General features: G+C 72.6%; 18 protein-coding genes and 1 pseudogene. 7 read left to right on the forward strand and 12 right to left on the reverse strand.

Features of this window, described 5'->3' with window-relative positions; translation table 11 throughout:
* Positions 1–10 precede the first annotated feature (10 nt).
* Complete coding sequence (locus B6R96_RS22875) at positions 11–913, reverse strand: LysR family transcriptional regulator (protein WP_081523496.1); 903 nt, start codon at positions 911–913, stop codon at positions 11–13.
* A 100-nt stretch (positions 914–1,013) separates the two neighbouring features.
* Here B6R96_RS22875 and B6R96_RS22880 point away from each other — a divergent pair, with 100 nt between their 5' ends.
* Positions 1,014–1,994 (forward strand): EamA family transporter, encoded by a 981-nt coding sequence (locus tag B6R96_RS22880; RefSeq protein WP_081523498.1) that lies wholly within the window; start codon positions 1,014–1,016, stop codon positions 1,992–1,994.
* Here the strand turns inward: B6R96_RS22880 and B6R96_RS22885 are convergent.
* Both B6R96_RS22885 and B6R96_RS22890 read right to left on the reverse strand, forming a co-directional pair.
* Positions 1,900–2,412: pseudogene (locus B6R96_RS22885) on the reverse strand (GNAT family N-acetyltransferase); the annotation flags it as partial. The gene B6R96_RS22880 and the pseudogene B6R96_RS22885 sit on opposite strands and share 95 nt — an antisense overlap.
* 43 nt (positions 2,413–2,455) lie before the next feature.
* A complete protein-coding gene (locus tag B6R96_RS22890) occupies positions 2,456–3,040 on the reverse strand; it encodes a DUF937 domain-containing protein (RefSeq protein ID WP_081523501.1) in 585 nt (194 codons plus the stop codon).
* A 265-nt stretch (positions 3,041–3,305) separates the two neighbouring features.
* Between B6R96_RS22890 and recD2 the strand changes: the two genes are divergently transcribed.
* On the forward strand, positions 3,306–5,564 hold the full coding sequence (gene recD2 / locus B6R96_RS22895) for an SF1B family DNA helicase RecD2 (protein ID WP_081523503.1): 2,259 nt from the start codon (positions 3,306–3,308) through the stop codon (positions 5,562–5,564).
* Between the two features lie 182 nt (positions 5,565–5,746).
* Positions 5,747–7,036 carry a citrate synthase gene (locus B6R96_RS22900; protein ID WP_030010215.1) on the forward strand — a complete coding sequence of 430 codons (1,290 nt, stop codon included), beginning with the start codon at positions 5,747–5,749 and terminating at the stop codon, positions 7,034–7,036.
* Positions 7,037–7,417: 381 nt separating this feature from the next.
* On the opposite strand, the gene B6R96_RS22905 is transcribed toward B6R96_RS22900, so the two are convergent.
* From B6R96_RS22905 to B6R96_RS22925, 5 genes are all read right to left on the reverse strand, one after another.
* On the reverse strand, positions 7,418–9,694 hold the full coding sequence (locus tag B6R96_RS22905; RefSeq protein ID WP_081523505.1) for a heavy metal translocating P-type ATPase: 2,277 nt from the start codon (positions 9,692–9,694) through the stop codon (positions 7,418–7,420).
* A 113-nt stretch (positions 9,695–9,807) separates the two neighbouring features.
* Entirely contained in the window at positions 9,808–10,041 is a 234-nt protein-coding gene (locus tag B6R96_RS22910) for a heavy-metal-associated domain-containing protein (protein WP_081523507.1), read from the reverse strand.
* Between the two features lie 302 nt (positions 10,042–10,343).
* Positions 10,344–10,544 carry a helix-turn-helix transcriptional regulator gene (locus tag B6R96_RS22915; protein ID WP_030384769.1) on the reverse strand — a complete coding sequence of 67 codons (201 nt, stop codon included), beginning with the start codon at positions 10,542–10,544 and terminating at the stop codon, positions 10,344–10,346.
* Between the two features lie 233 nt (positions 10,545–10,777).
* A complete protein-coding gene (locus B6R96_RS22920) occupies positions 10,778–11,788 on the reverse strand; it encodes a Gfo/Idh/MocA family protein (RefSeq protein ID WP_053704044.1) in 1,011 nt (336 codons plus the stop codon).
* 26 nt (positions 11,789–11,814) lie between these two features.
* Positions 11,815–12,729: a sugar phosphate isomerase/epimerase family protein gene (locus tag B6R96_RS22925; protein WP_030384767.1), complete on the reverse strand. Its 915-nt coding sequence runs from the start codon at positions 12,727–12,729 to the stop codon at positions 11,815–11,817.
* Positions 12,730–12,755: 26 nt separating this feature from the next.
* Here B6R96_RS22925 and iolC point away from each other — a divergent pair, with 26 nt between their 5' ends.
* The 4 genes from iolC to B6R96_RS22945 are packed head-to-tail and all read left to right on the forward strand — an operon-like array spanning position 12,756 to position 18,034.
* A complete protein-coding gene (gene iolC / locus B6R96_RS22930; RefSeq protein WP_079404973.1) occupies positions 12,756–13,736 on the forward strand; it encodes a 5-dehydro-2-deoxygluconokinase in 981 nt (326 codons plus the stop codon).
* Between the two features lie 7 nt (positions 13,737–13,743).
* On the forward strand, positions 13,744–14,652 hold the full coding sequence (gene iolB, locus B6R96_RS22935; RefSeq protein WP_081523509.1) for a 5-deoxy-glucuronate isomerase: 909 nt from the start codon (positions 13,744–13,746) through the stop codon (positions 14,650–14,652).
* A complete protein-coding gene (gene iolD / locus B6R96_RS22940) occupies positions 14,649–16,523 on the forward strand; it encodes a 3D-(3,5/4)-trihydroxycyclohexane-1,2-dione acylhydrolase (decyclizing) (RefSeq protein ID WP_081523510.1) in 1,875 nt (624 codons plus the stop codon). Before iolB ends, iolD begins: the two co-directional genes overlap by 4 nt.
* An 11-nt stretch (positions 16,524–16,534) precedes the next feature.
* Positions 16,535–18,034: a CoA-acylating methylmalonate-semialdehyde dehydrogenase gene (locus B6R96_RS22945; protein ID WP_030384763.1), complete on the forward strand. Its 1,500-nt coding sequence runs from the start codon at positions 16,535–16,537 to the stop codon at positions 18,032–18,034.
* 87 nt (positions 18,035–18,121) lie between these two features.
* Here B6R96_RS22945 and B6R96_RS22950 read toward each other — a convergent pair whose 3' ends face one another.
* The 4 genes from B6R96_RS22950 to B6R96_RS22965 form a co-directional block, all read right to left on the reverse strand.
* Positions 18,122–19,291 (reverse strand): hypothetical protein, encoded by a 1,170-nt coding sequence (locus B6R96_RS22950; protein ID WP_081523512.1) that lies wholly within the window; start codon positions 19,289–19,291, stop codon positions 18,122–18,124.
* A gap of 61 nt (positions 19,292–19,352) precedes the next feature.
* Positions 19,353–20,426, reverse strand: a complete 1,074-nt coding sequence (locus tag B6R96_RS22955; RefSeq protein WP_081523514.1) for a WxL protein peptidoglycan domain-containing protein — start codon at positions 20,424–20,426, stop codon at positions 19,353–19,355.
* An 81-nt stretch (positions 20,427–20,507) separates the two neighbouring features.
* Complete coding sequence (locus B6R96_RS22960) at positions 20,508–21,803, reverse strand: hypothetical protein (protein WP_237291494.1); 1,296 nt, start codon at positions 21,801–21,803, stop codon at positions 20,508–20,510.
* Positions 21,804–22,024: 221 nt separating this feature from the next.
* The gene (locus B6R96_RS22965) at positions 22,025–23,215 is read right to left on the reverse strand and encodes a S8 family peptidase (protein ID WP_237291495.1); all 1,191 of its coding nucleotides are present in this window, start codon (positions 23,213–23,215) and stop codon (positions 22,025–22,027) included.
* Between the last annotated feature and the right edge of the window lie 37 nt (positions 23,216–23,252).

A 23,252-nucleotide genomic window follows, 5' to 3' on the forward strand; every position in this document is an offset into this window, starting at 1 on the left:
CGGACGCCCCCTACCGGTGGGAGGCCCAGTGGTCCTGCAAGGTCCGTACGGCCTCGGTGATCGCGGGCCGCCGGGCCGCCCCGGTCCGCCACAGGGCGTACAGCCGGCGCACGGGGCCCGGCTCCAGCGGTACCGCGACCGCACCCGGCGGCAGCGCTCCCGTGCCCAGCCGGGGGACGACGGCCACCCCGAGCCCGGCCGCGACCAGGGCGACGATGGTGTGGTTCTCCTCCGCGACGTGCGCGACATCGGGCTCGAACCCGGCGGTGCGCAGGGTCCGCACCAGCCAGTCGTGGCAGACCCGGCCGGGCGGCTGGCAGACCCAGCGCTCGCCGCCCAGGTCCGAGCGCCGGATGACCCGGCGCGTGGTGAAGGGATGCCCGGCCGGCACCACGAGGTCGCAGAGGTCGTCCCCGATCACCGCCTGTTCGATGCCCTCGGGCGCGGGCAGCGGGGCGATGTCCCAGTCATGAGCCACCGCCAGATCCGTGACCCCGCGGGCCACCAGTTCCACGGACAGGTGCGGGTCCACCTCCGTGAGGCGTACGTCCAGCGCGGGGTGCCGGCGGGCCAGATCGGCCAGGACCTGCGGCAGCAGCCCGCGCGCCGCCGAGGCGAAGGCCGCCACTGTCAGCAGCCCCCCGGGCTGCCCGCGCCGCTCCTCCAGGGTGGTCTCGGCGCGTTCCACGATCGCCAGCAACTCCTGGGCGGTATCGGCCAGATGGCGGGCCTCCTCGGTGAGCGCGACCCCGCGCCCGCGCCGCTCCAGCAAGGTGGTGCGGGTCTCCCGTTCCAGCTTGGAGATCTGCTGCGAGACGGCCGAGGGGGTGTAGCCGAGGGCGGCCGCCGCGGCGGCGACCGAGCCGTGGACGGAGACGGCGTGCAGGGCGCGCAGCCGGGCGAGATCGAGCATGCCCCCATCGTGACACCGCGGATATCCGTAAGCAACGCTTCATCCATACCGGAAGAGATCCGCGCTGGTGCTACATGGTCCGGCATCCGATGCTCGAAGCATGCGTCCCGTACACACCGCACTCGCCGTGCTCGTCGCCGCCGTCTGGGGCTTCAACTTCGTGGTGATCGAGATCGGCCTCGACCACTTCCCGCCCCTGCTGCTGTCCGCCCTGCGCTTCCTGGTCGCCGCCCTGCCCGCCGTGTTCTTCGTGGGGCGGCCCAAGGCCGCCTGGAAGTGGATCGTCGGGGTCGGGATCGCCCTCGGCATCGCCAAGTTCGGCCTGCTCTTCACGGGCATGGCCGCCGGGATGCCGGCCGGGCTGTCCTCCCTCGTCCTGCAGATCCAGTCCGTCTTCACCGCCGTTCTCGCCGCCGTCGTGCTGCGCGAACGGCCGGGCCGGGTGCGGGTGCTCGGCATGGGCGTGGCGCTCGCCGGGATCGCGGTCGCCGCCGTGGACGGCGGGACCTCCGGGCCGGTGCTCGGCTTCACGCTGGTCGTGGCGGCCGCCGCCTGCTGGGGCGTGTCCAACGTGCTGACCCGCAAGGCCTCGCCGCCCGACGCCCTGAACTTCATGGTGTGGGTGTGCACGGTTCCGGTACTGCCGCTGCTCGCGCTCTCGCTGCTGCTGGAGGGCCCCGAGCGGGACCTGGCCGCGCTGCGGTCCCTGGACTGGTCCGGGGTGGCCGTCATCGGCTACGTCGCCTGGGTTTCCACCGTCTTCGGCTTCGTCGCCTGGAGTTATCTGCTGCGCCGCTATCCGGCTTCCGCGGTGGCCCCGTTCTCGCTGCTGGTCCCGGTCTTCGGGATGTCCTCGGCGGCCCTGGTCCTCGGGGAGTCCGTCTCGGGGCTGCGCTGGCTGGCGGCCGTCCTGCTGGTGGGCGGGGTGGCCCTGACCTCGCTGGCCCCCGCGCGCGCCGTGAACCGTACGGGGGTCGGTTCGGGCGTCAGCGCGGGGAGCCCTCCTGGAGGGGCAGCCGCCAGTCCTGCCCCCTCAGGTCCGCTCCGTACGAGCGGTGCGGCCGCTCCGCGATCAGGGTGAAGCCGGCCCGCAGGTAGAGCGCGCGGGCGTCGGCCAGCACGTCGTTGGTCCACAGCACCAGCTCGCGGTAGCCGACCGAACGGGCGAAGGCGACGACGGTGTCGACCAGCAGGGTGCCGACGCCGTGGCCGCGCCCCTTCGGGTCCACCAGGAGCAGCCGCAGCCGGGCGGTGCCGGGCGCGCCCTCCTCCCGTACGCACATCACCGAGCCGACGGGCCGGCCGTCCAGCTCCGCGATCCACACCCGTTCGAGGTAGGGGTCGTGGTCCTGGGCGAAGTCCGCGACGATCCGGGCGACCAGGCCCTCGAAGTCGCTGTTCCAGCCGTACTCGGCGGCGTACAGCGCGCCGTGGCGCTGCACGATCCACCCCAGGTCCCCCGGTTCCGGGTCGCGGAGCCGCACGCTCTCAGCCATGGGCCAACTCTAGTTGGGCGGGCCCGGGTCGGGTCCCCCGCAGGGGCTACTTCTTGCCGCCGCCGAGGATCTGGCCCAGCAGGTCGCCGAGGCCGCCGCCCGGGGCGGGGGAGGTGCCGGGAGCCGCACCCGGAGTGCCCGGAGTGCCCGGAGCCGCGCCCGCCGCCCCGGAGCCCGGAGCACCGGAGCCCGCCGCCCCGGCGCCCTGAGCCTTGCCGGAGGAGCGCTTGGCGAGGACCGCCAGCACCACCGGGATCAGCATCTCGATGACCCGGCTGATGGTGGCCGCGGGGATGCCGGTCTTCTTCGAGACGGCGTTGGCCACGGGCTTGCTCACCTTGGCCAGTACCCCGGCCATCATTCCGCCGCTGAGCAGGCCGCCGAGGCCGCCGAACGCGGCCACGCCCTCCAGCGGCGGCTCGGCCACCTCGGCGAAGGCCTGCCGCACCTCCGCGCCGTCGGCGTCGCCGGCGGCCGCCTTCTGCTGCAGGTCTCCCGTCATGGCGCCGACGGTCTCGGCGACGGTCTCCTTGGCGCCGGCGGTGTCCGTGCCGAGCAGGCCCGCGATCTCGGTCAGCTTGTCGTCGCCGAGCTCGCCCAGCACGTCGTCCTGGAATGAAGATTCGCTCATGCCTGAAACGCTACTTCTGTGGTGATTCACCGGCACCTTGAGTAGGCGTTGGGTAACGGAAACGTAAAGCTGTGATTCCGGATGCAACCCTTCACGCACATGGCGGGTCGTATGTTGCGTCGGTGCTTCCGGGGAGGGATCTGGGGGGATCGGGAAGTCCGACACGGGAGGGGTAACCGTGAGGGGGTCCGGCCGCAGGGCGGGACCCCCTTTGCGTTGTCCACAGGCCTGACGCGCTGTCGGCGGCGCCCGGTAGTTTCGGGTCATGGCAGCAGCAGACGGGGCGCCGCGGGCGGTGCAACTGGCGGTGGTCGACGGCGTCCTCGAGCGCATCACCTACGCCAACGAGGAGAGCGGGTACACGGTCGCCCGTGTGGACACCGGCCGCGGCGGCGGTGACCTGCTCACCGTGGTCGGCTCGCTGCTGGGCGCGCAGCCCGGGGAGTCCCTGCGCATGGAGGGCCGCTGGGGTTCCCACCCGCAGTACGGCAAGCAGTTCACCGTGGAGAACTACCGGACCGTGCTCCCGGCGACGATCCAGGGCATCCGCCGCTATCTCGGCTCCGGCCTGATCAAGGGCATCGGCCCGAAGATCGCCGAGCGGATCGTGGACCACTTCGGCACCGACACCCTCGACGTCATCGAGGGCGAGCCGAAGCGGCTGATCGAGGTACCCGGGCTGGGCCCCAAGCGGACGAAGCTGATCGGCGCCGCCTGGGAGGAGCAGAAGGCCATCAAGGAGGTCATGGTCTTCCTCCAGGGCGTCGGCGTCTCCACCTCCATCGCCGTGCGCATCTACAAGAAGTACGCCGACGCCTCCATCTCCGTGGTGAAGAACCAGCCCTACCGGCTCGCCGCCGACGTCTGGGGCATCGGCTTCCTCACCGCCGACCGCATCGCGCAGGCCGTCGGCATCCCGCACGACAGCCCCGAACGGGTCAAGGCCGGCCTCCAGTACGCCCTGTCCCAGTCCACCGACCAGGGGCACTGCTTCCTCCCCGAGGACCGGCTCATCGCCGACGGGGTCAAGCTGCTCCAGGTGGACACGGGGCTGGTGATCGACTGCCTGGCCGAGCTCGCCGCCGACCCGGAAGGGGTCGTACGGGAGCCCGTCCCGGATCCGCAGGGCGGACCGGACCCGCTGACCGCGGTGTACCTGGTGCCCTTCCACCGGGCCGAGCTGTCCCTGGTGGGGCAGGTGCGCCGGCTGCTGCACGCCGAGGACGACCGGATGCCCGCCTTCCAGGACGTGGACTGGGAGAAGGCGCTGGGCTGGCTCGCCGGGCGGACGGGAGCCACGCTCGCGCCCGAGCAGCGGGACGCGGTCAAGCTGGCGCTCACCCGCAAGGTCGCCGTCATGACCGGCGGGCCGGGCTGCGGGAAGTCCTTCACGGTGCGCTCGATCGTCGAGCTGGCCCGGGCCAAGAAGGCCAAGGTGGTGCTGGCCGCGCCCACCGGCCGGGCGGCGAAGCGACTGGCCGAGCTCACCGGGGCCGAGGCCTCCACGGTGCACCGGCTGCTGGAGCTCAAACCGGGCGGGGACGCGGCGTACGACCGCGACCGCCCCCTGGACGCGGACCTGGTCGTGGTCGACGAGGCCTCGATGCTCGACCTGCTGCTGGCCAACAAGCTGATCAAGGCGGTGGCGCCGGGGGCGCACCTGCTGCTGGTCGGCGATGTGGACCAGCTGCCCTCGGTGGGCGCCGGGGAGGTGCTGCGGGACCTGCTGGCCGAGGGCGGCCCGGTGCCCGCGGTGCGGCTGACCCGGATCTTCCGGCAGGCCCAGCAGTCGGGGGTGGTCACCAACGCCCACCGGATCAACACCGGGTTGCCGCCGATCACGGACGGCCTGCCGGACTTCTTCCTCTTCCCGGAGGAGGACACCGAGGCGGCGGGGGTGCTGGCCGTGGACGTGGCGGCCCGAAGGATTCCGGCCAGATTCGGGCTCGACCCGCGGCGGGACGTCCAGGTGCTCGCCCCGATGCACCGCGGTCCGGCCGGCGCCGGACACCTCAACGGGCTGCTCCAGCAGGCGATGACGCCGGCCCGGCCGAACCTGCCGGAGAAGCGGTTCGGCGGCCGGGTCTTCCGGGTGGGCGACAAGGTGACCCAGATCCGGAACAACTACGAGAAGGGCGCCAACGGCGTCTTCAACGGCACGGTCGGCGTGGTCACCGGCCTGGACGTGGACGAACAGCGCCTGACGGTACGGACGGAGGAGGACGAGGAGATTGCATACGAGTTCGGGGAGCTCGACGAGCTGGCCCACGCGTACGCCGTCACCATCCACCGTTCACAGGGGAGTGAATATCCGGCCGTGGTGATCCCCGTCACGACCGGAGCCTGGATGATGCTCCAGCGCAACCTCCTCTACACGGCCGTGACCAGGGCGAAGAAACTGGTCGTCCTCGTCGGGTCCCGCAAGGCCCTCGGTCAGGCGGTGCGTACCGTTTCCGCAGGCAGGAGGTACACGGCGGTCGCTGCCAGGCTGTCCGGCCGGATACCGGTGGGAAACATCACCTAAATGATCGATCATTTGGGGTTCCCGCACCGGTGCGGAGGGGGCAGGATGAGCAGCTTGACGGCACTGAGTGCCGTCGAAAGCACCAAACGCCGACCCCGAGTGCACTCTCCTGCGCCAAATGGGGGAAGGTAGAGGCAGTCAGGGCACCTCGAAGAAGAGGCACTACGTCGGTGAGGGATGACGTGAGCGACAACTCTGTAGTACTCCGGTACGCGGACGGTGAATACACCTACCCGGTGGTCGAGAGCACCGTCGGTGACCAGGGCTTCGACATCTCGAAGCTGCGGGCCCAGACCGGGCTCGTCACCTTGGACAGTGGGTACGGCAACACCGCGGCCTACAAGTCCGCGATCACCTACCTCGACGGTGAGCAGGGCATCCTGCGTTACCGCGGCTACCCGATCGAGCAGCTGGCCGAGCGTTCGACCTTCATCGAGGTCGCGTACCTGCTGATCAACGGCGAGCTGCCGACCGTCGACCAGCTCGCGTCGTTCCGCAACGAGATCACCCAGCACACGCTGCTGCACGAGGACGTGAAGCGCTTCTACGACGGCTTCCCGCGGGACGCGCACCCGATGGCGATGCTGTCCTCCGTGGTCAGCGCGCTGTCGACGTTCTACCAGGACAGCCACAACCCGTTCGACGAGAAGCAGCGCCACCTCTCGACGATCCGGCTGCTGGCCAAGCTCCCGACGATCGCGGCCTACGCGTACAAGAAGTCGGTCGGCCACCCGGTGGTCTACCCGCGCAACGACCTCGGCTACGTCGAGAACTTCCTGCGCATGACCTTCTCCGTGCCGGCCCAGGAGTACGACCTGGACCCGGTCGTGGTCTCCGCGCTCGACAAGCTGCTGATCCTGCACGCGGACCACGAGCAGAACTGTTCGACCTCCACCGTGCGTCTGGTCGGCTCCTCGCAGGCGAACATGTTCGCCTCGATCTCCGCCGGCATCTCGGCCCTGTGGGGCCCGCTGCACGGTGGCGCCAACCAGTCCGTCCTCGAGATGCTGGAAGGCATCAAGAACGACGGCGGCGACGTCGACGCCTTCATCCGCAAGGTGAAGAACAAGGAGGACGGCGTCCGGCTCATGGGCTTCGGACACCGCGTCTACAAGAGCTTCGACCCCCGGGCGAAGATCATCAAGGCTGCGGCGCACGACGTCCTCTCGGCGCTCGGCAAGAGCGACGAGCTGCTCGACATCGCGCTCAAGCTGGAAGAGCACGCGCTGGCCGACGACTACTTCGTCGAGCGCAACCTCTACCCGAACGTGGACTTCTACACCGGTCTCATCTACCGGGCGATGGGCTTCCCCACCGAGATGTTCACCGTGCTCTTCGCGCTCGGCCGGCTGCCCGGCTGGATCGCCCAGTGGCACGAGATGATCAAGGAGCCGGGTTCCCGCATCGGTCGCCCGCGCCAGATCTACACCGGCGAGGTCCTGCGCGACTTCGTTCCCGTAGAGGCCCGCTGACCCGAGGCCGTCCCGTCGCGCGGCGTGCGGCCGCGCGGCGGCACCCCAGGTGTGCGAGAAGCGCCCCGCCGTCGATCCCCCCACGGGTCGACGGTCGGGGCGCTTCCCTTTTCCCCGAAACGGATTCCCCCCACGGGACCCGAGCCGGGGCGTCGGTGTGCCGGGACCCGTTATCCGGGAGGGCCGCTCAAAGCCTCCCGCGGGTACGTGTCCCGGCCGGCGGATACCCACGGAAACCCCCCAGGCCTCCGTGAAACGTCCCCCAAGACGTTCTTGGTATCGCCCCATTAGACCCATGGCGACCCCGGATGGTTACGTTGCGGTCACTGTGATCTGCGTCTCCTGTGAAGGAAGTGTGCGGACCGTGGGGAGGGGGCCCCGCTAGCGGAAGGACCGCAACCGGAGGCTGTTGGTCACCACGAAGACCGAGGAGAAGGCCATCGCGGCCCCCGCGATCATCGGATTGAGCAGACCGGCGGCCGCCAGCGGCAGGGCCGCCACGTTGTAGCCGAAGGCCCAGAACAGGTTGCCCTTGATCGTGGCCAGGGTCCGGCGGGAGAGCCGGATCGCGTCCGCCGCGACCCGCAGGTCGCCCCGTACGAGGGTCAGGTCGCCCGCCTCGATGGCCGCGTCCGTGCCGGTGCCCATGGCCAGCCCCAGGTCCGCCTGGGCCAGCGCGGCCGCGTCGTTGACCCCGTCGCCGACCATCGCGACCGTACGGCCCTGCGCCTGCAGGCGGCGTACGACGTCCACCTTGTCCTGCGGGAGCACCTCGGCGATCACCTCGTCGATGCCCACCTCGCGGGCCACCGTCTCGGCGACGGCCCGGTGGTCACCGGTCAGCAGGACCGGGGTCAGGCCCAGCGCCCGCAACCGGGCGATCGCCTCGGCGCTGGTCTCCTTGACCGCGTCGGCCACGGTCAGGACCCCGCGCGCCGCCCCGTCCCAGGCCACCAGGACGGCGGTGCCGCCCGCGGCCTCGGCCGCCGCCTTGGCCCCGGCGAGCGTGGCCGGCAGCTCGATCGACCAGTCCGCCAGCAGCCGCTCGCGGCCCACCAGGACGGCGTGGCCGTCGACCACGCCCTGGACGCCGAGCCCGGCGACGTTCTCGAAGGACTCCGGTACGGGGAGGGCTCCCGCCCGCTGCGCCGCCCCGGTGGCCACGGCCCGCGCGATGGGGTGCTCGGAGGCGTGCTCCAGGGATCCGGCGAGGCGCAGGAGTTCGCGCTCGTCGACGCCCGGGGCGGTGAAGACGCCGTCGAGGGTCATCCGTCCGGTGGTGACGGTGCCGGTCTTGTCCAGGACGACGGTGTCCACGCGGCGGGTGGACTCCAGTACCTCGGGGCCCTTGATGAGGATGCCGAGCTGCGCACCGCGCCCGGTGCCGACCATCAGGGCGGTGGGAGTGGCGAGGCCGAGCGCGCACGGGCAGGCGATGATCAGGACGGCCACGGCGGCGGTGAAGGCGGCGGTGGGGTCGTCGGTGATGAGCAGCCAGGTGATCCAGGTGCCGAGCGCGAGCACCAGGACGACGGGCACGAAGATCCCGGAGATCCGGTCGGCGAGGCGCTGCACCTCGGCCTTGCCGTTCTGCGCGTCCTCCACCATCTTCGCCATCCGGGCGAGCTGGGTGTCGGCGCCGATCCGGGTGGCCTCGACGACCAGGCGTCCGGAGGTGTTGACGGTCGCTCCGGTGACGGAGTCGCCCACGGTGACGTCGACCGGGACGGACTCGCCGGTCAGCATGGCGGCGTCCACGGCGGAGCTGCCCTCGACGACGGTGCCGTCGGTGGCGATCTTCTCGCCGGGGCGGACGACGAACCGGTCGCCCACCGCGAGCGCGCCCACCGGGATCCGGACCTCCTGGCCGGCGCGCAGGACGACGACGTCCTTGGCGCCCAGCTCCATCAGGGCCCGCAGGGCCGCGCCCGCCTTCCGCTTGGAGCGGGCCTCCAGGTAGCGGCCCAGCAGGATGAAGGAGACGACGCCGGCCGCCACCTCCAGGTAGATGGCGGAGGAGCCGTCGGTGCGGGAGACGGTGAGGTCGAAGCCGTGCCGCATGCCGGGCATGCCGGCGTGGCCGAAGAACAGGGCCCACAGCGACCAGGTGAAGGCGGCCAGGGTGCCGACGGAGACCAGGGTGTCCATGGTGGCGGCGCCGTGCCGGGCGTTGGTCCAGGCGGCCCGGTGGAAGGGCAGGCCGCCCCAGACGACGACGGGGGCCGCGAGGGTCAGGGAGAGCCACTGCCAGTTGTCGAACTGGAGGGCCGGGACCATCGCGAGCAGGACGACGGGCAGGGCGAGCGCGACGGAGACCAGCAGGCGCCGGCGCAGTGCGGCGAGCACCGGGTCGGGAGCCGCGGCCCCGTCCCCGGCCGGCGCCCCTTCGGTGGCGGCGTCGGCTTCGGGGGCGGGCGGCGGCGGGGGCTCCTCGGCGGTGTAGCCGGTCTTGACGACGGTCGCGATCAGGTCGGCGACCCGGATGTCACCGGTGTAGGAGACGTGGGCCTTCTCGGTGGCGTAGTTCACCGTGGCCTCGACGCCGTCCATCCGGTTGAGCTTCTTCTCGATGCGGGCCGCGCAGGAGGCGCAGGTCATTCCGCCGATCGAGAGTTCGACCGCCGCTATCGGTCCGTCGTGCACTGTGCTGCTGGTCATGTTCCGGCTCCAGGGGGATGGCCGGGCCGTACGGGACCAGTATGAGCTGGCCGGCACGGCCCGGCAGGGTTCCGCGGTGCTGTCGCGGGTGCCGTGCGGGAGGGGCCGGGCGCTCAGACCTGTCCGGCGAACTCGTAGCTGGCCTCGTCCACGGCGGCGCGGACGTCCTCGTCCGCGAGCGGGGCGGCGGAGACCACGGTGACCTCACCGGTCGCGGCGACGGCCTTGACCGTGCTGACGCCCGGGAGGGCGGAGATCTCGGTGGTCACCGCGCCCTCGCAGTGTCCGCAGGTCATGCCGGTCACCCGGTAGACGGTGGTGGTCTGGGTGTCCGTCTCGGCGGTCATGTCGTTCTCCTCTTCAAGGGCGTGTGCCGGTCACCGGAAGGGGTGGCCGATGGCTCCACCGTCCTCCCGACTGTTCGAGACTATACCCCTGGGGGGTATAAAAGCGAGCATCCGCTGCCAGTCTTCCGAACCGCATGGGGAAGTTGGCCGGTATGGGTGAACTGTAGGTAAATGGCCGATACGGATCCCTCAGGAACGCGCCCGCCCGGCCCGGCCGGGTCGGACCGGCGGGCCGGGCGGCTCGCGGCCGGGCGGGGGCGAGGGGGACCGGGGGCGGCTCCCCTCACCCGCCGCCGCGGTGATCAGTCCTCGCGGCGGCCCCGGTTCCCCGGCCGGCGGGCCACCCAGGCACGCACGGTGTCGGCGTACCAGTAGGGCTTTCCCCCTTCCACGTGGTCGGGGGCGGGGAGCAGCCCGTGCTTGCGATAGGAGCGCACGGTGTCCGGCTGGACCCGGATGTGGGCAGCGATCTCCTTGTACGACCACAGCTGTCGGTCGCTCATGCTGGACACCTCCTTGTCCACGCCGCGGGGCCGGCCGGGAGGCCGTCGGGGGAGCCGGCGCGTGGACACTGACGATCACTCGGGTTCTGCCCGGGGAACGACGCGGAGTGAGGGCAGGGGAGCGCCTGTTGACCGCCTGTGACGGAAGACCCGCGTAATGCGGACATGCGTGACGGAACGGGGACCCCCGTGACAAGACGGCCACAGGGGACCGGCGCGGACGGGTCCGGGCGTCAGCGGTACAGGGCCGGGCGTTCGGCCAGCTCCACCAGGGTCCGTACGCCGCCGCGCGCCGCCGCGATGCCCGCCTCGGAGACGGCGGCCGCCGCGTACCCGTCCCACGCGTCGGGCCCCGCCACCCGGCCGCGCCCGGCCGCGGCCACCCAGCTGCGAAGCTGCCGGTCGTAGGCGTCGGCGAAGCGCACCGTGAAGTCCTGGTCGATCTCGCCGCCCCAGCGGCCCGCCGACTGCACGACCATGGCGTGGCCGTCACCGATCCGGGCACTGCCCGCCTCGCCGACCGCCTCGCACTGCACCTGGTAGCCGAACCCGCAGTTGACGAAGATCTCCACGTCGACGACGGCCCCGCCGGAGGTCTCCAGCAGTACCAGCCGGGGATCGCTCAGCCCCTCGGGAGCGGCCGCCGAGGACCGGGGGGAGAGCACGGTGACGGCAGTGATCTCCTGCCCCAGCAGCCAGCGGGCCGCGTCCACCTCGTGCACCACCGAGTCGCTGATCAGCATGTCGCTGGTGAAGAACGACGGGGAGGAGGCGTTGCGGTGCCGGCAGTGCAGGAAGAGGGGCCGCCCGATCCCGTCCGCGTCCAGCAGCTGCTTCAGCCGTTCGTACTCACTGTCGTAGCGCCGCATGAAACCCACCTGCACCAGGCGCCGCCCCAGCCGCTGTTCGGCCTCCATGACGCGCAGCGCCCCCGCCGGGTCCGGGGTCAGCGGCTTCTCGCACAGCACCGGCAGCTGCCGCTCCAGCGCGTGCAGGATCGCCTCCTCGTGTGCGGGTCCGGGCGAGGCGATCAGCACGGCCTCGACCCCGGGCGCGGCTATCGCGGCCGCCGGGTCGGTGTGCGCCGTCGCCCCGTCCAGGGTGCCCGCGACCTCCTTGACCCGGTCCCCGTCCGGGTCGGCCACGGCCACCACGCGGGCCCCGCCGACCGTCCGCCCGATCCGGCGCACGTGGTCGGCGCCCATCTTCCCGGTGCCGATGACGGCGATGCCGAGCGTGCTCATGTCGTACTCCTCTTCCTTCCGAAGGGTCAGCGGGCGCCGCAGGAGCGGAGGTAGGCGCGGGTCCGCCGGGCGATCGGGAGCGGCCGGTCGGGCGGACAGGGGTACATGTCCTGCTCCACGATGGCGAACAGGTCCACGCCGAGCCGCTGGGCCGCCACGAGCACCGGCTCCAGCGCGGGCACCCCCGAGGGCGGCTCGCACATCACCCCGCGGCCCACCGCCGGCCCGAAGGGCAGCCCCTCGGCGACGACTTCGGCGAGGATCCGCGGATCCACCTGCTTCAGGTGGAGGTAGCCGATCCGCTCGGCGAAGGTCTCGATCGCCCGGACGCTGTCGCCGCCGCAGTAGGCGTAGTGCCCCGTGTCCAGGCAGAGCGAGACCAGGCCGGGGTCGGTGGCGTCCAGGAAGCGGGCCACGTTCTCAGGGGTGTCGATATGGGTGTCGGCGTGCGGATGGACGACGATCCGCAGCCCGTACCGGTCCTGGACCTCCCGGCCGAGGCGCTCGGTCTGGGAGGTCAGTTCACGCCATTGGGCGGGCGTGAGATCGCGGTCCTCCAGCACCTCCCCGGTCTTGTCGTCCCGCCAGAAGGAGGGGATGACGACGAGGTGCGCCGCGCCCATGTCCCGGGTGAGTGCCGCGATCCGCGACACGTGCTCCCAGGTGTCCTCCCACACGGCGGGCCCGTGATGGAGTCCGGTGAAGACGGTTCCGGCCGAGACGCGCAGCCCGCGCTTGGCCGTTTCCTCGGTGAGGCGGGCGGGATCGGTGGGCAGATAGCCGTAGGGGCCGAGCTCGATCCACTCGTACCCGGCGTCCGCGACCTCGTCGAGGAACCGCTCCCAGGGGGTCTGCCGGGGGTCGTCGGGAAACCAGACACCCCAGGAGTCCGGGGCCGAACCGATGCGGATACGGGTCAACGCGGGCGGGGAGGACGTCATAACGGCCACCTTAGGGTGGAGGACCAATGGGAGGACTGACTGTGACCGGCACCGGCGATCCGCTCGCCTTCGACCTGATCACGATGGGCCGGATCGGGGTGGATCTCTACCCGTTGGCGACGGGCATTCCACTGGCCGAGGCGGAGACCTTCGGCAAGTTCCTCGGCGGCTCCCCGGCCAACGTGGCCGTCGCTGCGGCCCGGCTGGGACGGCGGGTGGCAGTGATCACCCGCACCGGAGCGGACCCCTTCGGCGGGTACCTGCGGTCCGAACTGCGGGGGTTCGGGGTGGACGACCGGTGGGTGTCCGAGGTCCCCGGGCTGCCGACCCCCATCACCTTCTGCGAGATCTTCCCGCCGGACCATTTCCCGCTGTACTTCTACCGGTTGCCGAAGGCCCCGGACCTGGAGATCGCGGTGGACGAGGTGGACCTGGCGGCGGTGCGGGCGGCCCGCGTGTTCTGGATGACGGGCACGGGCCTGAGCGAGGAGCCCTCGCGGGCCGCGACGCTGGCGGCGCTGGAGGCCCGCGCGCGGACGGGGACGACCGTCTTCGACCTGGACTGGCGGCCGATGCTGTGGCGGGAGAAGCCCGAGCCCTTCTACGAACGGGCCCTGCGGTCCGCGACGGTGGCCGTGGGCAACGTGGAGGAGTGCGCGATCGCCACGGGCGAGTCGGACCCGTACGAGGCGGCGCGGGCCCTGCTCGCGGCGGGCGTGGAACTGGCGGTCGTCAAGCGCGGACCGAAGGGCGTGCTGGCGGTCCACCGCGACGGGACGGTCGCGGAAGTGGCACCCGTGCCGGTGGAGGTGGTCAACGGGCTGGGCGCGGGCGACGCGTTCGGCGGGGCCCTGTGCCACGGACTGCTGGCGGGATGGGAACTGGAGACGGTGATGCGGTACGCGAACGCGGCCGGGGCGATCGTCGCCTCGCGGCTGGCGTGTGCGGTGGCGATGCCGTTCTCCCACGAGGTGGAGGAGGTGCTCGGGCGTGCCGGTGGTGTCTGAGTGGCGGATGGAATGGACGAGGTTGACGGTCCTCGAGCTGGCCCCGGGGGAGGCGTACGCGCACGCGAGCGGGGAGTGCGAGTGGATCGTGCTCCCCCTGTCGGGCGGGTGCCGGGTCCGTTGCCGGGCTCTGCCCGGACCCGCGCCTCACACGCCGGCGGGGCCGAAAGAGGGAGATCCAGCCTCGCCGGCGTTTGAGGCGCGGGGGTTCGGGGGCGGCGCCCCCGCAGCGGAGCCGCAGGTGTTTGAACTCCGCGGGCGGGAGGGGGTGTTCGGCGGGCCCACCGACTTCGCGTATGTCCCGAGGGACGCGGACGCGGAGATCCGCTCGGCCGCCGGCGGGCGATTCGCGCTGGCCGGTGCGCCCTGCGCGACACGGCTCCCCGCCCGGTACGGCCCCGCCGCAGGCGTCCCCGTGGAGCTCCGCGGCGCCGGCCACTGCTCCCGCCAGGTCAACAACTTCGCCGCCGCGGACACCTTCCCCGCCGACCGCCTGATCGCCGTCGAGGTGCTCACCCCCGGCGGGAACTGGTCCTCGTACCCGCCCCACAAGCACGACGAGCACCACCCCGGCGAGGAGTCCCGCCTGGAGGAGATCTACTACTTCGAGATCGCCCCGCACGGGGACACCCCCGGCCTCGGCTACCAGCGCGTCACCCCCTCCCCGGCCGGGAAGACCGACATCCTGACCGAGGTGCGCACCGGCGACGCGGTCCTGATCCCCGACGGCTGGCACGGCCCGTCCATCGCCGCCCCCGGGCACGACATGTACTACCTGAACGTGATGGCCGGACCGGGCGCGACCCGGGAGTGGCTGATCCGCGACCACCCCGACCACGGCTGGATCCGCGGCAGCTGGGACGGGCAGGACGTCGACCCCCGGCTGCCCTTCTCCCGAACGGAGGACCACCGGTGAGGCTCACCGTCGCGCAGGCGCTCGTCCGCTTCCTGTCCCGCCAGTACACCGAGCGCGACGGGCACCGGCACCGGCTGATCGCCGCCACCTGGGGGATCTTCGGGCACGGGAACGTGGCGGGCATCGGCCAGGCCCTGCTGGAGAGCGGGCCGCAGGCCATGCCCTTCCTCCAGGGCCGCAACGAGCAGGCCATGGTGCACGCCGCCGTCGGCTACGCCCGCCAGTGCGGCCGGCTCTCCGCGCACGCCGTCACCACCTCCATCGGGCCCGGCGCCACCAACCTCGTCACCGGCGCCGCCCTCGCCACCATCAACCGGATCCCGGTGCTCCTGCTCCCGGGCGACACCTTCGCCACCCGGCCCGCCGATCCCGTGCTCCAGCAGCTGGAGGTCCCGTACGCCGGGGACATCTCCGTCAACGACACCCTGCGGCCCGTCTCCCGCTTCTTCGACCGGATCACCCGTCCCGAGGCCCTGGTCCCGGCCGCGCTCCAGGCCGTACGGGTGCTCACCGACCCCGTGCAGACCGGCGCCGTCACCCTCGCGCTGCCGCAGGACGTGCAGGCGCAGGCGTACGACTGGCCCGAGGAGTTCTTCGCCGAGCGGGTGTGGGGCGTGCGCCGGCCGCGGCCCGACCGGCACGAGCTGGCCCGCGCCGCCCAGGCCGTACGGGGCTCCGCGCGCCCCCTGATCGTCGCCGGCGGCGGGATCCGGCACAGCCAGGCCGGCGCGGCGCTGGCCGCCTTCGCGGAGGCCACCGGGATCCCGGTGGCCGTCACCCAGGCGGGCAAGGGGGTCCTGCCGCACGGGCACCCCGCCGACGTGGGCGGGATCGGCCACACCGGTACCTCCACGGCCGCCGCGCTCGCCCGGGAGGCCGACCTCGTCATCGCCGCCGGGACCCGGCTGACCGACTTCACCACCGCCTCCGCGACCCTCTTCCAGCACCCCGCCGTCCGGTTCGTCGGCCTCAACCTCGACCCGTACGACGCCCACAAACTCGCCGCCCTGCCCCTGGTCGGCGACGCCCGCGAGGGACTCGACGAGCTGCGGGGCGCCCTCGCCGGCCACCGCACGGACCCGGCGTACCGGGCGCGGTACGCGGCGGAGCGGGCCCGCTGGGAGAGCAGCGTCGAGCGGGCGTACGCCGTCACCGAGGCGGACGAGGACGCCCCGCCCACCCAGGCCCAGGTGCTCGGGCTCCTCGACGCCCTCGTCGACGGCCGCGACATCCTGATCAACGCGGCCGGATCCCTCCCCGGCGACCTGCACAAACTGTGGCGGGCCCGGTCCCAGGACCAGTACCACGTGGAGTACGGGTACTCCTGCATGGGCTACGAGATCCCCGCGGCCATCGGCGTGGCACTGGCCGCACCCGGCCGGCCGGTGTGGGCGCTCGTCGGCGACGGGACGTACCTGATGAATCCGACCGAGATCGTCACGGCCGTCCAGGAGGGGATCCCGATCCGGGTGGTCATCCTCGACAACCACGGCTACGCCTCCATCGGCGGCCTGTCGGGGGCGGTCGGCGGCGAGGGCTTCGGCACCGCATACCGCTTCCGGGCACCCGACTCCGGGTATACGGGGGACGTCCTTCCGGTGGACCTCGCGGCCAACGCGAGCTCCCTCGGAATGGCCGTCATTCGCGCCCGCACCACGCGTGACCTGCGCGAAGCCCTCGCCGAGGCCCGCTCGGCGACACGTCCCACATGTGTCTACGTACAGACCCGAACGCCCGACACTGTGTCGGGCCCACCCCCGGCACAGGCGTGGTGGGATGTTCCTGTGGCCGAGACCGCGACCCGCAAGGCCGCCGCCACGGCCCGTGAAGAGTACGACCGGCAAGCCGCTCAGCGACGTCGCCATCTGTGAAGGAGCAAGGCATGAAGACCGTCAACCACTGGATCGGTGGCAAGACCGTCGAGGGCGCGTCGGGCAACTACGGCCCGGTCACCGACCCGGCCACCGGCGAGGTCACCACGCAGGTCGCGCTCGCCTCGGCCGACGAGGTCGACGCGGCCGTACAGGTCGCCAAGGAGGCCTTCCTCACCTGGGGGCAGTCCTCGCTGGCCGCCCGCACCAAGGTGCTGTTCGCCTACCGCGCCCTGCTGGACGCCAACCGCGACGCGATCGCCGCCCTGATCACCGCCGAGCACGGCAAGGTCCACTCGGACGCGCTGGGCGAGGTGGCCCGCGGCCTGGAGATCGTCGAGCTGGCCTGCGGCATCACCACGCAGCTCAAGGGCGAGCTGTCCACGTCGGTCTCCAACCGGGTGGACGTCTCCTCGATCCGCCAGCCGCTGGGCGTCGTCGCGGGCATCACCCCCTTCAACTTCCCGGCGATGGTCCCGATGTGGATGTTCCCGCTGGCCGTGGCCTGCGGAAACACCTTCATCCTCAAGCCGAGCGAGAAGGACCCCTCTGCCGCCAACAAGCTCGCCGAGCTGGCGAGCGAGGCCGGTCTGCCGGCGGGCGTGCTGAACGTGGTCCACGGCGACAAGGTGGCCGTGGACGCGCTGCTCGCCCACCCCGGCATCGCGGCCGTCTCCTTCGTCGGCTCGACCCCGATCGCCCGCCACATCCACACCACCGCCTCGGCCAACGGCAAGCGCGTCCAGGCCCTGGGCGGCGCCAAGAACCACATGCTGGTGCTGCCGGACGCCGACCTGGACGCCGCCGCCGACGCGGCCGTCTCCGCCGCCTACGGCTCGGCCGGTGAGCGCTGCATGGCGATCTCCGCCGTGGTCGCGGTCGGCGCGATCGGCGACGAGCTCGTCGAGCGGATCCGCGAGCGCGCCGAGAAGATCAAGATCGGCCCGGGCAACGACCCGACCTCCGAGATGGGCCCGCTGATCACCGCCGCCCACCGCGACAAGGTCGCCTCGTACGTGAAGGGCGCGGCCGACCAGGGCGCGGAGGTCGTCCTCGACGGCACCGGCTTCACGGTCGAGGGCAACGAGAACGGCCACTGGATCGGCCTGTCCCTGCTGGACCGGGTGAAGACCGACTCCGACGCCTACCGCGACGAGATCTTCGGCCCGGTGCTGTGCGTGCTGCGCGCCGAGACCTACGAGGAGGGCGTGGCCCTCATCAACGCCTCGCCGTTCGGCAACGGCACCGCGATCTTCACCCGCGACGGCGGCGCCGCACGCCGCTTCCAGCTGGAGATCGAGGCCGGCATGGTCGGCGTCAACGTCCCGATCCCGGTGCCGGTGGGCTACCACTCCTTCGGTGGCTGGAAGGACTCGCTCTTCGGCGACCACCACATCTACGGCAACGACGGCATCCACTTCTACACCCGCGGCAAGGTCGTCACGACCCGCTGGCCGGACCCGGCCGAGGGCCACATCGGCGTGGACCTGGGCTTCCCCCGCAACCACTGACCGGGCGTACGCCCCGTAGATCCGACTCGCCCCCCGCAACCCTCACCGCGGGGGGCGAGTTCCGTTCTCCGCGCCCGGCGGCGGCCCTCAGAACCTCGACCAGACGTCCGCCGCGGCCCCGGCGCCCCAGACCACGTCGCCGTGGCCGTAACCGGGGACCACGCTGAAGGAGACCCGCTCGTTCCCGGCCGCGCGGATCAGCTCGGCGCCGCGCGGCCGGTCGCCGCGGCCCAGCTCGGCGTTGACCCAGGCCACCTCGGCGCGGATCCGGTCCCAGGCGATCGAGTACAGCTCGCCGTCGCCCGCCCAGACCGCGGCGAGGTCCCGCATCAGGGCGGTCGGTACGAGCCCGCTGCCCAGGGCGGAGGTGGCCGCGTACCAGACGGCCGGCGGGGTGTGGGCCGGCGCGAACCGGTCCTCGGCGGGAGTGGGCCCGAAGGCGTAGCTCCCGGCGCCGTGGCCCTGGACGTAGATCCAGTTCGCCGGGCCGGGGAGGGCGGCCGTGCGGAGCAGCGCGTAGTGGGCGAGCCCCGCGTGGGTGAAGCGCCGGGACGGGTCCGGCGGCCACGGCACCGGCGAGACGCCGTCCGGATCGGCCACCGCCTTCGCGACGACGGCCGCGAGCCCCGGATCGACGGTGGTGACGCCCTGCGCGAGCTGGGTGGCGTACGCATCGCGCGTCGCGGCCGCCCGCACGGCCAGGTCGCCCGTGTACGGCCCGGTCGTGTCCAGTGCCACCACCCGGCGCAGTCGCGGGCAGGTGTCGTAGGAGGCCGCGTCCAGGGCGAGGACCGCCCCGGCGGAGTGCCCCGCGTACGTGTAGGGCAGCCCCAGTACGGAGTCCAGCGCACCCACCACCCCGGCCAGGTCCCGGCGGTGCGCCGCGAGCCCCCACTCGGCGGTGATGTCGGCCGCGGTGGCGGCGTCCTCGCGCGGGGTGACCCCGACGACGAGCAGGCCCCGGCGGCGCAGTGCGTGGGCGAGGTTGCTGCGGCCCGGGCCGCCGGGGGTGAAGAACTCCGCCGCGAAGTTCAGCCCGCCGCCGGGCAGCAGGTAGACGATCCCCTGCGGGGCCCGCACGGTGTCCGCGATCACGTCCACCGTCACGGGCGCCGGGCCGCCGTCGTCGAGCGGAAGGGTCAGCCGGATCCAGCCGTTGCCGGGCAGGTAGGCGGCGGTGCCGGTGCCCAGCGCCCGTTCGATGCGGGACAGCAGCCCCGTGCCCTTCGCCGCGTCGCCGTCGTGCTGTTGTTCCACTGCAGGTGCCCCCCTCGCGACGGTGAGGCCGAATACCGTCACCCAGTGACACCTTCGCCGGTCAGCGGGTTCCAGCCAAGTCCGGGACGGGTTCCTGATGTTCGCCCTGCGCGTGACGGCGGCGGCGCAGCGCCCACACCGTGGCGCCCGCGCCCGCCAGCACCAGGAGCAGGCCGACGGCCGGCCAGGGTACGGCGATGAAGTCGGTCGCGGACTCCGAGACCAGATCGGGGTGGGCCGCCGCTCCCGCCGTGACCTTGACGGTCACCCAGTCCGACTGGGGTGCGTCCGGCCACGGTTCGGTCAGCTCGATCCGCTGGCCCGGCAGCAGGGACAGCTTCAGCTCGCGGGCGGGCCGGTTCAGCACCTCGCGCCCGAACAGCCCCTCGGCGGAGACCGCCACCCTGGGTTCGACGACCACGTTGCCCCGGTTGACCAGCGCGTACGACACGGTGGCGCGGGCGTTCTTGACCCAGGGCAGCAGCGGCGCAGACCGGCTGACCCGTACGTCCTCCACGCTCAGCCCCGCCGTGACGGGCCCCGGGACCCGGAAGTACAGGCGGGCGCCCACCGAGCGCTTCACCCCGACCTGGACCTTGCCCTCCTTCTGGATGCCCTCCACGGCGGTGCCCAGGGCGACGATCCCGCCGACGTGGTCGCCGGGCGTCGCGTCCGCCGGCACCTTCACGGTGAACGGGATGTCCTTGCGGCCCTTGGCGGGCACGGTGACGGTGCTCGCGGCCTCCGGCGCCAGGGTGATCCACGCGCCGACGTCCTTGGGCCTCGTCTCCACCGGCAGCAGTGCGAAGGCCCCGCCCGCCGGGGTGTTCACGGCGTCGGTGGCGAAGACCTGGAAGGTCAGCTCCCGGTCGGAGGAGTTCAGGATCGTCACGCTGTCGGCGAGCGTGCTCCCGGCCGCGCCCTGGTGGAAGAAGTACGCGCGGTCGGTCATGGCCGCACCGGCCGCGGGTGTCGGGAACACCCCCCACGTGCCGTTGTCCGCGGCCGTCGCCGCGGTGGCCGGCAGCAGGCCCGCACCGAGCAGCAGGCCGAGGAGCAGACCGTACAGGAGGGTGCGGGTGCGGCTGCGCGTACGGCTGCGCGTACGGCGACGCGGGCGGCTACGGGGGCGCATGGGCGGTCTCCAGTCGGCGCGGAACGGGGAAAACGGGGGTGGTGCGGCGCCGGGGCGCCGCACCACCGTGTGCCGTACGGGTCAGGCGATCGAGAACGTCACGACCGTCTGGTAGGTGTCGGCGAACATGAAGGGCGGGAGCTGGATCATTCCGGCGCCGCCGACGGCGAACTCACCACCGGTCAGCTCGTCCCCGCCGGCGGCCTGGGAGGCCACCTTCATCGGGACGTCGGAGATCGCGCCGGGGGTGCCCGCGGTGCAGGTGCTCGGGCTGTCCGGGTTGGTCACGGTGCAGGACGGCTGGATGCCGATCTGCGCCTTCGCCATCGAGTGCCCGGTGGTCTGGTTCAGGAACGGCGTACGCGTCGCCGTCACGTCCCAGCCGAGCGAACCGCCGCGGAAGTCCTGGACGGTCGCGGCGTTGAAGACGCCGACCACCGACTGGGGCTTGCCGTTGATGGTGACCGCACCGAAGCTGACGGCCGGCTGGCCGTCCTTGGGGCCGAGGGCCAGCGGTCCGGGCAGGACCTCGACGTCGACCGGGTTCTTCACACCGGCCTGCTCCTCCAGGAAGACGAAGGCCTTGTACGGGGTGATCGAGCCGTCGATCCGGATCGCGTCGGCCTTCTTGGTGACCGTGACGTTGCAGGTGGCCGCGCCGGACGCGTCGGCCGTGCCCGCACCGGTGTCACCGGTCGCCGTGCCCGCGAGCAGGGCGGAGCAGGTGACGGGGCCGGCCGGGAAGTTGGCGCCGGTCACGGCGACGGCGGTGCCCGCCGGGCCGCTGTTGGGCGTCAGCTTCGTGGTGACCGGGTCCTTGGGCAGGGCCTCGACCGCGACCGATCCGAGCGAGGCGCTCGGGCGGGGGGCCGGGGTGCAGGTGGTGGTGAAGACCGAACCGGAGAGGTCCGCGTCGGTCACCGCCAGGTCGAGGGCGACCTGGACCGTGGTGCCCTCGGTACCGTCCGGGATCTTGATCGTTCCGGAGAACGCCTTGGGGTCGAGCGGCTGCCCGGCCACGACGGAGACGGTCTCCGGCGGGCTGGTGACCACCTGGGTGGTGGTCCCGACCTTGAGGGTGATCTTGGACGTGTTCACCGTGGTGACGGAGAACGAGGGGATCAGGGGGCTCGCACCCGGGTCGATCGTGATCGGGACGACGTCGCCGGCCTTGGCGCCGTCGGGCAGGGTGACCGTGTAGTTCTGGTTGCCCGAGCCGTCCGGCTGCGGCGCCGGGGCGTCGCAGTTCTCGAAGACGGCTGTGGTCTTGGTCGCGGCCTGCGCGGATCCCGTCAGGGCCACCACGCCGCCCGTCAGGGCCAGAGACAGGGCTCCCGCCCCGGCCAGCACTCTTCGTCTGAGCGTTCTCGTACTCACTGGGTCGCGACTCCTTCGTCATGACGAACCCCTCCCCCCACCCGCTGTGTGGGGGAGGCCGAGCCGGTGCGGTGGCCGATATTGACGCGTCGCCGTGATGAGAAGTCAATGACTTGCTTTCGCCCGAAGCACACAGAAATTGATGGGCCATCAGGGAGAGTCTGATGGCCCATCGGATACCGACTGGTCGGGGTGGGGCGGGAAGCCGCCGTTCCGGTGCTCTAGCGCCCGGTGGGGGTGTGGAGCAGCAGGTTCGGGGTGCCGGCCGGGAGGCCGGTGATCCGGTCGGGCACGGCGCTGTGCAGCAGTTCCCGGGACACCTGCGCCGGCGTGCGCACCGTACCGCGGGCCAGGACCAGGGCGGCGACGCCGGCCACGTGCGGGGCGGCCATCGAGGTGCCGGAGGCGCGGGCCGTGGCGGTGGCGGAGTCCTTCCAGGCCGAGGTGATGCCCACGCCGGGCGCCGACAGGTCCACGCAGCGGCCGTGGTTGGAGAACCGTGCCCGCCGGTCCCCGGCATCGGTCGCGCCGACCGTGATGGCCAGGGGGACGGCGGCCGGTGAGCCGGAACAGGCGTCCCGGCCGTCGTTCCCGGCGGCCACGGTGAAGGTGATCCCGGAGGCGACGGCCCGGTTCACCGCCGCGTCGAGCGCGTGGCTGCGGGTGCCGCCGATGCTCATGTTGGCCACGGCCGGGGTGGCAGGAGCCCTGCGGGCGTCCTTCACCACCCAGTCCAGACCCTTCAGCATGGCCGAAAGGGCGGCGGAGCCGCGGCAGTCGGCCACCTTCACACCGACGAGCGAGACCCCCTTGGCGACCCCGTACGTCTGCCCGCCCACGGTCGCCGCGACGTGCGTGCCGTGGCCGTTGCAGTCACGGGAACTGCCGAGGAACACCGCGTTGTAGCCGTTGCGCGCGCGGCCGCCGAACTCCGTGTGCCCGGTGTTGATCCCGGTGTCGATGACGTAGACGGTGACGCCCTCGGCCCTGGTGGGGTACGTGTACGAGCCGTCGAGCGGGAGTTCGCGCTGGTCGAGCCGGTCCAGGGACCAGGGCGCGGGCGACTGCGGCCGGGTCTGCGGCGCGTCGGTGTCGGTGGTGTCGAGGGTGTGGAACTCCGCGTCCGGCTCCACCGAGGCCACCCGCGGGTCGGCGGCCAGAGCGGCGGCGCGGGCGGCCGTCGTGCGTACGGCGAAGCCGTTCAGGGCGGCCTCGTAGACGGGCCCGACCTCGTCCCCGGCGTCCGCGGCGTCGGCGGCCAGGGCGCGGGTCGGGGCGCGGGAGGTGGTGTCCTTGAGGACGACGACGTAAGGGGCGGTGGCGCCGGGGTCGGGAGCCGGCGGGGATCCGGTGACGGTGGCGGCGAGCAGGGCGGCGGCGGGGAGGAGCGCGGCGAATGCGGTTGCGGTCATGCGGCCGATGCTCTGCGAGCGGCGGTGCGGGCGCGCG

This window comes from Streptomyces sp. Sge12 (assembly GCF_002080455.1).
Taxonomy (GTDB): Bacteria; Actinomycetota; Actinomycetes; order Streptomycetales; family Streptomycetaceae; genus Streptomyces.